Source organism: Candidatus Pelagibacter ubique HTCC8051, from assembly GCF_000472605.1.
GTDB lineage: Bacteria > Pseudomonadota > Alphaproteobacteria > Pelagibacterales > Pelagibacteraceae > Pelagibacter > Pelagibacter communis_B.
The window spans coordinates 880,992-895,011 of sequence record NZ_KI421440.1 but is presented as its reverse complement, the minus strand read 5'-3'; the positions used below and the strand labels follow the sequence as shown (position 1 = coordinate 895,011).

Genomic DNA, 14,020 nt, shown 5'->3' with positions numbered 1-14,020 from the left:
AGTTTCAAAACATGTTGGATAAAAAAAATTTTTATATAAATGGGCAGTGGATTAAACCAAATAGCTCTGAGGTAATTAAAGTAATTGATCCTGCAACAGAGGATAATTGTGCAGTTATCACGTTAGGAAATAAAGCTGATGTTGATATGGCAGTTAATGCAGCTAAAGACGCTTATCAGTCTTGGGCCTTTTCATCTAAAGAAGAAAGAATTGGATTGTTAGAAAAACTATATGAAAACTATAAGAAAAGATGGGCAGATATTGCTGAGGCTATAACTCTAGAAATGGGTGCACCTAAAGATTTTGCAACAAAATTACAAGCAGGTACCGGGGCAAGCCATATAAAATCTTTTATAAGATATTTAAAAAATTTTGAATTTGAAAAACCATTGGGTGAACATGCTCCTAACCAAAGACTAATTTATGAGCCAAAAGGTGTTTGTGCTTTAATTACGCCATGGAATTGGCCAATGAATCAAGTTTGTTTAAAAGTAATGCCTGCAATTGCATCAGGATGTACTATGGTTTTAAAACCATCTGAGTTAGCGCCTCTATCTTCAATGATACTTGCTGAAATTATTGATGAAGTAAAATTTCCAAAAGGAGTATTTAATTTAGTTAATGGTGATGGAGCAACAACAGGAGATGCTCTAACAAGTCATCCAGATATCAATATGATTTCTTTTACAGGGTCAACAAGAGCTGGAGCTCTAATTTCGCAAAATGCTGCTAAAGATTTTAAAAGAGTAAGTTTAGAATTAGGTGGCAAAGGAGCAAATATAATTTTTAAAGATGCTGATCCAGAGGCTATTGAAAGAGGTGCTCTTAGATGTTTTAGAAATTCAGGTCAATCCTGTAATGCTCCAACTAGAATGTTGGTAGAAAAATCAATGTATAATGAAGCTATCGAAAGATTAAAAAAATATACTGAGAGTTTTGAAGTTGGTGATCCTAAAAAAGAAGGTGAACATATTGGTCCAGTTATTTCAGAGGCTCAATATTCTAAAATACAAACTTTAATACAAAAAGGTATAGATGAAGGTGCAAAATTAGTTGCTGGAGGAACAGGTAAGCCAGAGGGATTAGATAAAGGTTATTTTGTAAAACCAACAGTATTTGCTGATGTTAATAATAATATGGAAGTAGCAAGAACAGAAATTTTTGGACCAGTTCTATCTGTTATCCCATTTGAAACAGAGGAAGATGCAATTAGAATTGCTAATGATACTGCCTACGGATTGACAAACTATATCCAAACGCAAGATACAGAAAAAGTTCAGAGAGTTGCTAGAAAATTAAGATCTGGAATGGTTGATGTAAATGGAGCAGGAATTGCTGTTGATGCACCTTTTGGTGGTTTTAAACATTCAGGAATAGGTCGTGAAGCAGGAGCTCATGGTCTAGAAGAATTTTTGGAAGTAAAAGCAGTAGGTGGCTGGAGTTAATTTAAAGTAGAATTTTCTTTAATTCCATCTAGAAGTTTTAAACATTTTTTTAATTCATCTAAAACTATAAACTCATCAATTTTATGAGCTTGTTCAATCGATCCAGGACCACAAACAACAGTACTAATTCCAATTTCTTGAAACAAACCTGCTTCTGTTCCAAAAGAAACTACTTGTCTAGAATTGTCACCTGTTAGGCTTGAGATAAATTCACAAGCATCCGATTTATCTTGTCTATCAAATCCAACTATTTCACCAATGATATTTTTTTCAATTGAAGCATTTGGAAAAACTTTTTTCATATCTCTTAGCAATACTTCATTTGCATAATTATCTATTTCTTGATTTAAAAATATTCCATCCTCTTTAACTACAGGTCTTGTTTCCCAATTAATATGACATTTATCAGCTATTACATTGTGAGCAATACCTCCAAATATACCACCAATTGATAGTGTGGAGTGAGGTGGGTCAAAAATAGAGTCTTTTGGTTCTCTTTCCTTAAGTTTTTCTCTCAATTCAATTAATTTATTTACATATTTTGATGCGTATTCAACAGCGCTCACACCTTTGTGGGGTGCAGAACTATGTCCTGCCAAACCTTTAAAATAAGTTGTATATTCGTAACACCCTTTGTGGGCATCAATAATTTTCATATTAGTTGGTTCTCCAACAATACAAATACCATCTTTAATATTTCGTCTTTTCAATTCTTCAATTAATATAGGTGCTCCTATGCATGCTGTTTCTTCATCGAATGTAAAAGAAAAATGAATATCTCTATCTAGATTGGATTTTGAGTAGATAGGTGCATAAGCTAAAGCACATGCAATAAATCCCTTCATATCACAAGACCCTCTTCCAAATAACTTATCTTCCTTAATTGTTGCAATAAATGGATCTGAGCTCCAACCTTTTGAAACTGGAACAACATCAGTATGACCTGATAAAATTATTGGTTTTTTATTACTTGAATTTTTAGTTTTAAGAGTTGCAAATAGATTTACTCTTTTTTTTTCATCATCGTAAGTTCTAAATGAAGTAGCACCTAATTTTTTTAAGATATCGTCACAGTAGTCAATTAAAGCAGTATTATCCTCTCCAGATATAGTTTTAAAACGAATTAAGTCTGTTAAAATTTTAACAGAATTATTAAATAAAAGATCTGAATTATTTTCTGTACTCATATTTTTCATCTACTATATATTAATTATATGAAAGAACAAATTACCTTTGATGATTTTGATAAAGTAGATATTCGAGTTGGAACAGTAATCTCAGTTAAAAAAAATGAAAAAGCTAGAAAACCATCGTTAGTGTTAGAAGTTGATTTTGGTGAGGAAATTGGAATCAAACAATCATCAGCTCAGATTACGCATTATTATACAGAGGAAAACTTGAAGGGCAAACAAGTGATTGGAGTATGCAACTTTGCTGAAAAAAATATTGCTGGTGTAGTTTCACAAGTTTTAATTTTAGGATCAATTGATAAAGAGGGAAAGGTAATATTAGTTCATCCTTCTCAAAAATCTGAAAATGGATTACCAATCGCTTAATAAATGCATCCAGAAATTTTATCTATAACATTATTTGGAATTGTAGCTGCATTCTCTCCAGGCCCAAATAATTTTGTTGCGTTTTATTCTGGTTTCAATTTTGGGATAAAAAGAACACTACCACATATACTTGGTGTTACCTTTGGTTTCCCTTTTCTTTTACTTTGTGTGGCTTTAGGATTTATTAATATATTTAAACTTTATCCATTAATTCAGGTTATATTAAAATATTTAGGAACAATATTTTTAATTTATTTAGCATATAAAATTTCATTTTCAGGATCTCAAGGTCAAGAAAACAATAATAAAAATCCAGTAAGGTTTATAGAGACATTTATTTTTCAATTTTTAAACCCTAAAGCTTTAGTTGCTTCAATAATTGTTGTCTCTACGTACATTAATCCAGGAGAAAATTTTGTAAATTACACGACTCAAATTATTATTTTAGCTTTACTTGTTTCTGTCACTAGCATCACCCTATGGACATTTTTAGGTAAATTTCTTAGGATATTCGCGACAAATCAGAAATTTATTAATTATTTTAATTATGCTATGTCACTGCTTCTTTTATTAAGCATAATAACTTTTTATTTATAACATGACACCAGGAACAAAAAATTCTTATAAATCTTTAGCCAATATTTCTGTTGGTGATAAAAATTATAAATTTTATTCTCTAAAAAATGCTGAACAAAATGGTCTTGATGGTATATCTAAACTACCAAAATCTTTAAAAGTTCTCTTAGAAAATCTACTAAGATATGAAGATGATTTGTCAGTAAATAAAAACCAAATTGAGTCGATCAAAGAGTGGCTAAAATCAAAAAAATCAAATACTGAAATAGCATATCGACCAGCTAGAGTTTTGCTACAAGATTATACTGGTATCCCAGCTGTAGCTGATTTGGCGGCAATGAGAGAAGCTGTAAAAGATAAAAATAAAGACCCGAACACTATTAATCCATTGTCAGCTGTTGATCTTGTAATCGATCACTCTGTACAAGTAGATCAATCTGCTAAATCAGATTCTTTTGAAAATAATGTTGATATAGAATTTGAAAGAAACGGAGAGCGATATTCTTTTTTAAAATGGGGGCAACAAGCATTCAATAATTTTAGAATAGTTCCGCCAGGAACTGGAATTTGTCATCAAGTAAATTTAGAGTATCTATCAAAAGTTGTTTGGTCAGAAGAATTTGAAGGAGATAAATATTTATTTCCAGACACTTTAGTTGGCACTGATAGCCATACTACCATGGTTAATGGTTTATCCGTATTAGGTTGGGGTGTTGGAGGAATAGAAGCTGAAGCAGGTATGTTGGGTCAACCAATTTCAATGTTAATCCCAGAAGTTGTAGGTTTTAAAGTGACAAATAAAATGCCAGAAGGAACAACAGCAACTGATTTAGTTTTAACAGTTGTTAAAATGTTAAGGGATAAAGGTGTAGTTGGAAAATTTGTTGAATTTTATGGTGAAGGTTTAAAAAACTTAACTCTTGCTGATAGAGCAACAATTGCAAATATGGCTCCAGAATATGGTGCTACATGTGGTTTTTTTCCAATTGATGACGAAACTTTAAAATATCTAAAATTCTCTGGAAGAGATCAGCATACAGTTAATGTAGTTGAACATTATGCAAAAGAACAAGGTTTATGGGCAAGTGAAGAAATAGAATTTACAGATACTATCTCTTTAGATATGTCTACGGTGGTTCCAACAATTTCTGGACCTAAAAGACCCCAAGATAAAGTTTTACTAACAGATGCACCAACTTCATTTAAAAAAGTTTTAGAAGATTCAACAAATAAGAAAGATCACTCAGTTTCAAAAGTTTCAAATACAGATTATGAAATTAAAGATGGTTCAATTTTAATCGCAGCAATAACTTCTTGCACCAACACCTCAAATCCAAATGTTTTAATTGGAGCTGGGTTACTTGCAAAAAAAGCTGTTGAATTAGGGTTAGAAGTAAAACCATGGGTTAAAACATCTTTAGCACCAGGTTCTCAAGTAGTAACTGATTACTTGGCAAAAGCTGGATTAAACACTTATCTTGATAAACTAGGTTTTAATCTTGTGGGCTATGGTTGTACTACATGTATTGGAAATTCAGGGCCTTTGCCTGAAAATATAGTAGATGCAATTCAAAAAGAAAATATTTATGCAGTTTCGGTTTTATCTGGAAATAGAAATTTTGAAGGAAGAATATCCCCTCATATTAAAGCAAATTATTTAGCATCTCCTCCATTAGTTGTAGCTTACGCACTAGCTGGACACATGGAGTTTGATTTATATAAAGACGCTCTTGGAAAAGACAAAGATGGAAATGATATTTACTTAAAAGACATTTGGCCATCTAATAAAGAAATAGAAGATACTCTAAAAAAATCTTTAAATGCTGAAATGTTTATTAAAAGATATTCAAATGTTTCAGAGGGACCCAGCCAATGGCAAAAAATTAAAACAGAAGAAAGCAGTATTTATAGTTGGGATGAAGGATCGACATATGTAAAAAAACCTCCTTTCTTTGATAACTTATCAGATGAACCAGAAGGATTTAAAGAAATTAAAGATGCAAGACCTCTATTAATTTTAGGAGACATGGTAACAACAGACCATATTTCACCAGCGGGTAATATCCAAAAAGAAAGTCCAACTGGAGAATATTTTATGGAACACCAAATACTTCCAAAAGATTATAATTCTTACGGATCAAGAAGAGGAAATCATGAAGTAATGATGAGAGGAACTTTTGCAAATATTAGAATTAGAAATGAGATGGCACCTGGAACTGAAGGTGGGTTTACTAAATTATATCCTGAAGAAAAAGTATTACCTGTTTATGATGCTGTTGTAGAATATAAGAAAAGAGGAACTGATTTAGTAGTCATTGGAGGAAAAGAATATGGAACTGGTTCTTCAAGAGATTGGGCAGCCAAAGGAACAAAATTATTAGGTGTTAAAGCAGTTATTGCTGAGAGTTTTGAGCGTATTCATAGATCAAATTTAATAGGCATGGGAATTCTGCCTCTACAATTTACAAATGATGTAAATAGAAAAAACCTTAATTTAATTGGTTCAGAATTAATTAGTGTTCTTGATGTAGAAAAAGGTATTAACCCATCTGATGAGGTCACTATTGAGATAAAATATGCCTCAGGGGATATCAAAAAAGTTAAAACTTTATGCAGAATTGATACTAAAAATGAATTAGAATACTATAAAAATGGAGGCATACTCCAATATGTTTTAAGGAACATGATTTAATTATGGAAGAAGATTTTTCAATCATAAATAGCAATACAAGAAATGAAAAAGTAAGAAATTTTTTTGTTAATAATAAAAATAAGATTATTTCAGTAATAGTAATTTTGATTATTATCTTGGTAGGTTCTTACAGTTTTGATAGTTATAAAACTAATAAGAAAAGAGAAATTTCAAATAAATTTAATTCAACTACATTAACTCATTCAGAAAACACTAAAGAAAAAACAGTACAAAATTTAGTGAAGATTATTAATGTGCAAGACCCAACGTATTCACCATTATCTCTCTATTTTATCATCGATAATGAATTAATTTTAAATAAGAATGAGATTAATAGTTATTTTGATATTTTGATTGAAAAAACAGCACTAGATAAAGAAATAAAAAATTTAGTTATATATAAAAAAGCATTATTTAACGCCGATCAATATCAAGAAAATGATCTATTAAATATTTTAAATCCACTCATTAATTCTAAGAGTGTTTGGAAATCACATGCTTTATATTTAATGGCTGAATTTTTTTATGCAAAAGATCAAAAACAAAAGTCAAAAGAATTTTTCAATCAAATAATAAGTTTAGAAAATCCTAATTCAGATATAATGCTTCAAGCAGAAAAACGATTGAATAGAGATTTGAGTGAATAGATTAATTGTTTTAATAATATCGATATTTTTTTTAACACAATGCTCAGTAAGTGAGAAGTTAAATCCATGGAAAGGTGGAGAAAAGAAAACAGAAAAAGTAAAAAAGATAAAAAAAATATTAACAAATGATAAAAAAATAATTAATGAGTTTAACAAAAATTTAAAATTAGATCTAAAAAATATTAAAACCAACAATAACATTGTAGATAACAGAAATAATTTTGGAATCCAAGATTATGAAGGGTTGATTAATAAAATTGGCAATTATAAATTTGCGAAGCTAGAGAATATTAATCAACTAAACTTTAAACCTATTTTTTTAAAAGATGGACTTGTATTTTTTGATAAAAAAGGAACAATTATTAGATATACTGATAATCAAAAAATACTTTGGAAAAAAAATTTTTATTCTAAAGCAGAAAAAAAATTAAAACCAAAGCTTAATTTTATTATTGATGGTAAAAATTTAGTAATAGCTGATAACATTGCAAAACTTTATTCATTAAATATTGATTCAGGAGAATTAAATTGGTCGCAAAATAGTTCTTACCCGTTTAACTCTGAAATTAAAAAGATTAATAATAAATTTTTTGTAGTAGATTATAAAAACACTTTAAAATGTTATAATTTGAGTGATGGAAAAGAATGTTGGGAGCTAAAAACAGAAGATTCTTTCACAATGGCAAATTCAAAATTTTCGTTAATCATAATTAAAAATGATGTAATATTTAGTAATTCAATAGGAGACATTACTGCTGTTGATATTAATTCTGGCTTAATAAAATGGCAACTTCCTACTCAAAGCAGTAATATTTTAAATGAAACCTATAATTTTAAAATCTCAAAACTAGTTTCTGATGAAAATTCCATATATTTTTCTAATAATAAGAATCAATTTTACTCTATTGATTATAAAACTGGTACTATAAATTGGATTAATGAAATTAATTCAAATCTAACACCTATAATAAATGATAATTTTATTTTTACAGTATCTGATGAAGGTTATTTATATGTGTTGGATAAAATAAAAGGAAATATAATTCGTATTAATTACTTATTTGAGAATTATAAATTAAAGATAAGAAAAAAAATTAAACCAATTGGATTTTCAATTGGAAACACTAATTTGTATCTTACAAATAATGATGGAAAAATGATTATTGTAGATTTAAACTCAGGTAAGGTAATTGATATTCAGAAAATATCAGGAAATTTGGTATCAAAACCATTTATTCATAATCAAAATTTATTTGTCATAAAAAACGGATCTATTGCTCAGTATAACTAAAAATGATCTTGAATTTTTTGGATAAGATCGGAAGAAAAAAAGTTGTTTTAGATAGAGGGCCTTCCCATCCTAGATATAATGAGGCTAAACCTTGGATGAATAGATACTATGTTTTATTTAGATATAGGCCTAAATGGTTTCCTTTTAATATTTTGATCCATGAAATGTTAGCCGATGATCATGGCGAAGGTGTACATAATCACTTATGTCCATATATAACAATAATTTTAAGAGGAGGATATTGGGAGACCACAAAACAAGGTAAATTTTGGAGAAAGCCCGGTTACATAGGGTTTCGATCAGCAAATGCTCATCATAGAGTAGATTTAAAAGAAGGTACAAACCCTATGACAATTTTTATACCAGGACCTTTTGGATTAAGAAAAGGTTCTAGATCTGAATATGGTATAGATTTTAAGACTAAAAAATGAATTTAAAAAAATTATTTCTAAATCATTGTAAAAAAAATAATTTAGAGATTAATCCTAATCAATTAGAGCTAGTAGATCAACTGAATGATTTTTATAATTTAAATTTTAACAAGTCATTTTTAAAAAAAATATTTTCTAATAAAAATACAAAGCCTGGTTTTTATCTACAAGGCGATGTGGGTGTTGGCAAAACTATGATTTTAAATTTCTTCTATGAAAATTTTTATCTACGTAAACAACGAATTCATTTTAATGAATTTATGATTAGTTTTCATGATTTTAAATTTAAAAACAAAGAGAATAAAAAAGAAAATATTATTGATAAATTTGTCAAAAAATTAAAAAAAAATTACGAATTAATTTATTTTGATGAGTTTCAAGTTACCAATATTGTTGATGCGATGATTTTAGGTAACCTATTCAAAAAAATATTTAATGAAAATATAAAAGTTTTATTTTCTTCAAATATAAAAATTAATGATCTTTACAAAGATGGATTACAAAGAGATCAGTTTTTACCATTCGTAAAGATTTTAAAAAATAAGTGTTTTCAGGAAAAACTTATTATTGAAGAAGACTATAGAAAATCTCAAAGTGATAAAAATAAAAGATTTTTTTATCCATTAAATTCAATTACTAATTTTAAAATTAATAAATTTTATCGACAAATAACAAAAGATATTCACAACAAAGAAAAAACTTTGTCTATTAAAGGAAGAAAATTTATTATTAAAAATTATTTTAATGGAACCTTAAGATTTGATTTTAATGATTTGTGTGCAAAAAATATTGGAGCTGAAGATTATATAAAAATTGCAGGTTCAAGTACGTTTATAGTTATCGAAAATATTCCTAATTTTAATAATGAAAATTCAAACCAACAACAAAGATTTACTACTTTAATTGATATTTTATATGAAAAAAAAATACCATTATTGGTATCGTCAAAATCTCAATTAGACTCTATCACTTCCTCAAATAGCTTAAGAGATGTATTTAAGAGAACAATTAGTCGATTGCATGAGTTAACTTCAATAAGTTATAATTTAAGATGAAGCAAGAATTTTACAGCCTTCAAGTTAACACCAATGGTCAGAAATTATATGAATTTACTGATCAAACAATTCAATGGATCAATGAAAACCATTTAATAAACGGTATGCTTAATTTAAGTATTCAGCACACCAGCGCCTCATTAATTGTTCAAGAAAATGCTGATCCAGATGTTCAAAAGGATTTAATTAATTATTTTGATAAATTAGTGCCAATGAATAATAAACTTTATGTTCATACCACGGAAGGTAAAGATGACATGCCCGCTCACATAAAATCTGCATTAACTAACAATCAAATTTCTTTAAGCATTAAAGATAGTAAGCTGCTACTTGGCACTTGGCAGGGTTTGTATTTGTTTGAGCACAGAATAAATCAACAAAATAGAGTTGTTATTCACCACTTTATTGGAGAGTAATTAAAATAGTTTATTTTTTTAAGGTTTTAAAAGCCTCCAAAGCAGAAGCTCTAGCTTTTTCATGGATAACTATTGGTTGAGGATAATCTTTTCCAATTATAGTTTTAATAGACTGTTGGTTTTTCAATTCCATCTCCCAAGGTTTATGGATAAATTTATTGGGGACTTTATTTAATTCCGGAACCCATTTTTTTACATAAAGACCTTCTTTATCAAACTTTTCACCCTGCAAAATTGGATTAAATATTCTAAAATAAGGTGCAGCATCTGCCCCACATCCAGCAACCCACTGCCATTGCGCAACATTATTAGCTTTATTAAAATCTAACAAGCAATTTCTGAAATGTTTTTCACCTTCAGTCCAATTTATTCTTAAATGCTTAACAAGAAAAGATCCAACTACCATTCGAACTCTATTATGCATCCAACCTGTTTCATATAATTCTCTCATACCTGCATCAACTATTGGATATCCTGTCATTCCATTTTTCCATGCCTTAAGATATTTATCATTTTTAACCCAGGGAAATTTATCAAAATCTTTTCTATAATTTCCTTTTAAAAATTCAGGAAAATAATTAATCAAACTATGAGAAAATTCTCTCCATCCAAGTTCATTAATATATTTTCTGTAACCAATCCCTTTAGATTTTATTTCACTACATTTTTTCCAAATACTCGATACATGAATTTGACCATGTTTTATATATGGTGAAAGTTTTGAGGTACCTTCAACAGAAGGAATATCTCTTGTGGTTCCATAATCTTTAATTTTATTTTCTATTAATTCATTAAGAATTTTTTTAGATTCGTTTTCAGATATTTTCCAATATTTATCAAATTTTTTATACCATTCTTTTTTAGGTAAAATATTTTTAGGTTCTATACAATTTTTAAAGAAAGTTTTTGCTTTGGTATTTTTTTTAACAATATAGCTTTTAGCAGGAGGTAAACTTAAATATTTTTGTTCAGCAGTTCTCCAAAATGGAGTAAATACTTTAAAAGGTGTTCCATCATTCTTAGTTACTTCTTGAAATTCATTTAAAATATTTCCTTTAAAGTATTTAAAATTGATCTCATTTTTTAAAAAAATATCTCTAATTTTTTTTCCTTTAGCAATTACATCTGGTTCGTAAACTTTATTCCAATATACTGTAAGATTATCTTTCTTTTTAATTTTAGAGAAAATATCCAACTCATCTCCTTTAACTATTTGGAGATTAATATTATATCTTGATAAGTCTGATTTAAAAACTTCTAATGATTTTGAAACCCACCATTTTTGAGCTTCAGTTTGATTATCAAAATTTTTATTATTATAGATGAATAATGCAATTACGCTTTCATGATTTTGAGTTGCAAAAGATAGTGCTGGATTATTTTCTAATCTAAAATCATCTCTTATCCAAAAAATCCCAGCATCAGACATATGATCAATTTTGGTTAATTAATTTTTGATACATTTCTTTATCAGTGTCGCCCTCACAACCAATAACTAATACATTTGAATTCTGATTGAATTTCAATTTTTGTTTAATATTTTCATCCTCACAACTCGTAATTAAACTAATTACTCCTGGTGCTGAATTTTCTCCAGCTATTATCGGCTCATCACTAAAGCTTGAATTTCCTAATAATTTCATAGTTTTTGCAATATCATCATCGGGTAGACTTATACAATGTTTAACTGAATTTTTTAAAATTTCCCATGGGACTAATGATACTTCTCCACATGACATTCCACCCATTAAACTCTCTCTCTTAATATCTATTTTTTCTATTTTTCCAGTTTTAATACTCTCTAAGACACAAGCCGCACTATCAGGCTCAACCACTAAAGTAACAGGTATATTATCTAAGTATCTTGCTATTCCTGCAACCATTGCTCCAGCCATTCCACCAACACCTGCTTGTAAAATAATATGAGAGATTTTTTCATTAGCAATTTGATCAATAATCTCTTTCATCATTACCGTGTAACCTGCCATAGTGTAAGTCGGAACCTGCAGATAGCCTTTCCAGGCAACGTCTTGAACTATCTGCCAATTATTTTCAGTAGATTGTTTAATACATTCAATTAATGATTTTTCATAATTACCTTTTACTTTAATTACATCTGCACCAAGATCTACCATAGCTTTGCCTCTAGCATCACTTACAAATTCACTGATAAAAATTTTGCATTTAAGACCTAATCTTCTAGCACCCCATGCTACGGATCTCCCATGATTACCAGCTGTTGCAGTTGCAACTACAATATCTTTATTCCCTTTTGTTACTTTTTCAACCGCATAAGCACCACCTAAAGCTTTAAATGATTTTAAATCAAACCTTTTACTTTCATCTTTGTAGTAAATATTATTTAAATTTAATTCTTTGGACAGTTTATTTAAAGAAACTAAGGGAGTAGGGGCATATCCCTCCCATTTTGAAATACTTGAATAAGCATCATCAATCTCTTTTTCAGATAGTGAACTTAGAATGTGTTTTTTATTAAATAAATAATCTTTATTATCTAAAAATTCTGAAAATTTCCATTGATGACCATTAGATAAAATTGTCATTCTAGCAGTCTAGAGTATTATCTTTTTCCCACTTAGTGACTGGTTTTTTCTTATTAAAAGTAGATTTGCTTTTAAAATCTTTTATTTCAGAATTTTTAAGTTTGATGTAGCTTTCAATAACATCTTTTCCAAAAGCATCAGCAAGTGGTTTACTTTTTTGAAGCATTGAAATTGCTTGGCCCACATCATTAGGTAGTTTTTTTAGCTTTGGATATTTTTTATAATCTTTGTACATATTACAATGTAAAGGTTTTCCAGGGTTTAATTTTTTATTAATCCCCTCAAGACCAGCAGCAATTATTCCTGCTTGAAGCAAGTATGGGTTTGCAGACCCATCCATTAACCTTAATTCAAATCTTCCTTGATCTGGAATTCTAATCATGTGCGTTCTGTTATTACCGGTATAAGAAATACTACTTGGTGACCAAGTGGCACCAGATTTTGTTGGTGGTGCATTAATTCTTCTGTAACTATTAATTGTTGGATTAAAAAAAGCTGATAGGGCTTGGGTGTTATTCATCACACCTCCTAAGAAATTATATGCTAACTTACTTAAACCAAGCGTATCTTTTTTATCTAAAAACTTATTATCTTTACCATTCCAAACCGATACGTGTGCATGACAACCATTACCTGTTAGATTATAAAAAGGTTTTGGCATAAAAGTTGCTCTTAAACCATGTTTTTCAGCTAAACTTTTAACCATATATTTAAAGAATACGTGTCTATCTGCTGTAACTAATGAGTCTGTATAATCCCAATTCATTTCAAACTGACCGTTAGCATCTTCATGATCATTTTGATAAGGCTTCCAACCCATAGTAATCATGCAATCACAAATTTCTTTGATTAAATCGTATCTTCTCATTAAGGCTGATTGATCATAACAAGGTTTTGATTGAATATCTCTTTGATCGGCAATTGATGAACCATCTTCTGAAATTAAAAAATACTCACATTCAACTCCAGACTTCATCTGTAATTTTTTTTGAGACATTTTTTTAATTTGTTCTTTAAGCATTACTCTTGGTGAAGCTTTTACAGGTTTGCCATCCATGTATAAATCTGATGCTAACCAACCAATTTCTTTATTCCATGGTAATTGAATTAAACTTTCAGGATCAGGGACTCCAAACATATCACTATCTGCAGGCGTCATGTCTAACCAAGTAGCAAACCCTGCAAACCCCGCTCCATTTCTTTGCATGTCAGTTATAGCTTGAGTAGGAACTAATTTAGATCTTAAAACTCCAAATAAATCTACAAAACTTATTAAAAAATATTTTATTTTTTTTTGTTTAGCAATTTGAGAAAGATTTTTTGGCATAATTAATCCTACTTGTTTAA

13 protein-coding genes are annotated in these 14,020 nt (G+C 29.0%); 9 read left to right on the top strand and 4 right to left on the bottom strand.

Going from position 1 to position 14,020, the window contains the following annotated elements:
- Nucleotides 1-11 precede the first annotated feature (11 nt).
- A complete protein-coding gene (locus tag F754_RS0104895; protein ID WP_023648802.1) occupies nucleotides 12-1,445 on the top strand; it encodes an aldehyde dehydrogenase family protein in 1,434 nt (477 codons plus the stop codon).
- Here F754_RS0104895 and argE read toward each other — a convergent pair.
- Nucleotides 1,442-2,632: an acetylornithine deacetylase gene (gene argE, locus F754_RS0104890; RefSeq protein ID WP_023648801.1), complete on the bottom strand. Its 1,191-nt coding sequence runs from the start codon at nucleotides 2,630-2,632 to the stop codon at nucleotides 1,442-1,444. The genes F754_RS0104895 and argE overlap by 4 nt on opposite strands.
- A 27-nt stretch (nucleotides 2,633-2,659) precedes the next feature.
- On the opposite strand from argE, the gene F754_RS0104885 reads away from it, so the two are divergent.
- Genes F754_RS0104885 through F754_RS0104850 form a run of 8 tightly spaced genes read left to right on the top strand, consistent with a single transcriptional unit; the run spans nucleotide 2,660 to nucleotide 10,109 of the window.
- Entirely contained in the window at nucleotides 2,660-3,001 is a 342-nt protein-coding gene (locus tag F754_RS0104885) for a tRNA-binding protein (protein WP_023648800.1), read from the top strand.
- Between the two features lie 3 nt (nucleotides 3,002-3,004).
- On the top strand, nucleotides 3,005-3,598 hold the full coding sequence (locus tag F754_RS0104880; RefSeq protein ID WP_023648799.1) for a LysE family translocator: 594 nt from the start codon (nucleotides 3,005-3,007) through the stop codon (nucleotides 3,596-3,598).
- A gap of 1 nt (nucleotide 3,599) precedes the next feature.
- A complete protein-coding gene (gene acnA, locus F754_RS0104875; protein ID WP_023648798.1) occupies nucleotides 3,600-6,269 on the top strand; it encodes an aconitate hydratase AcnA in 2,670 nt (889 codons plus the stop codon).
- Nucleotides 6,270-6,271: 2 nt separating this feature from the next.
- Nucleotides 6,272-6,916 (top strand): hypothetical protein, encoded by a 645-nt coding sequence (locus F754_RS0104870; RefSeq protein ID WP_023648797.1) that lies wholly within the window; start codon nucleotides 6,272-6,274, stop codon nucleotides 6,914-6,916.
- Nucleotides 6,909-8,207: a PQQ-like beta-propeller repeat protein gene (locus F754_RS0104865; RefSeq protein WP_023648796.1), complete on the top strand. Its 1,299-nt coding sequence runs from the start codon at nucleotides 6,909-6,911 to the stop codon at nucleotides 8,205-8,207. The genes F754_RS0104870 and F754_RS0104865 overlap by 8 nt, the downstream gene beginning before the upstream one ends.
- 2 nt (nucleotides 8,208-8,209) lie before the next feature.
- Nucleotides 8,210-8,638 carry a hypothetical protein gene (locus F754_RS0104860; protein WP_023648795.1) on the top strand — a complete coding sequence of 143 codons (429 nt, stop codon included), beginning with the start codon at nucleotides 8,210-8,212 and terminating at the stop codon, nucleotides 8,636-8,638.
- A complete protein-coding gene (zapE, locus tag F754_RS0104855; RefSeq protein ID WP_023648794.1) occupies nucleotides 8,635-9,693 on the top strand; it encodes a cell division protein ZapE in 1,059 nt (352 codons plus the stop codon). The genes F754_RS0104860 and zapE overlap by 4 nt, the downstream gene beginning before the upstream one ends.
- Nucleotides 9,690-10,109 carry a secondary thiamine-phosphate synthase enzyme YjbQ gene (locus F754_RS0104850; protein WP_023648793.1) on the top strand — a complete coding sequence of 140 codons (420 nt, stop codon included), beginning with the start codon at nucleotides 9,690-9,692 and terminating at the stop codon, nucleotides 10,107-10,109. Before zapE ends, F754_RS0104850 begins: the two co-directional genes overlap by 4 nt.
- A gap of 10 nt (nucleotides 10,110-10,119) precedes the next feature.
- Here F754_RS0104850 and F754_RS0104845 read toward each other — a convergent pair whose 3' ends face one another.
- Genes F754_RS0104845 through glnT form a run of 3 tightly spaced genes read right to left on the bottom strand, consistent with a single transcriptional unit; the run spans nucleotide 10,120 to nucleotide 14,000 of the window.
- Complete coding sequence (locus F754_RS0104845) at nucleotides 10,120-11,538, bottom strand: DNA photolyase family protein (protein ID WP_023648792.1); 1,419 nt, start codon at nucleotides 11,536-11,538, stop codon at nucleotides 10,120-10,122.
- A gap of 4 nt (nucleotides 11,539-11,542) precedes the next feature.
- The gene (locus tag F754_RS0104840) at nucleotides 11,543-12,673 is read right to left on the bottom strand and encodes a diaminopropionate ammonia-lyase (protein ID WP_023648791.1); all 1,131 of its coding nucleotides are present in this window, start codon (nucleotides 12,671-12,673) and stop codon (nucleotides 11,543-11,545) included.
- 1 nt (nucleotide 12,674) lies between these two features.
- A complete protein-coding gene (gene glnT, locus F754_RS0104835; protein ID WP_023648790.1) occupies nucleotides 12,675-14,000 on the bottom strand; it encodes a type III glutamate--ammonia ligase in 1,326 nt (441 codons plus the stop codon).
- Nucleotides 14,001-14,020 lie beyond the last annotated feature (20 nt).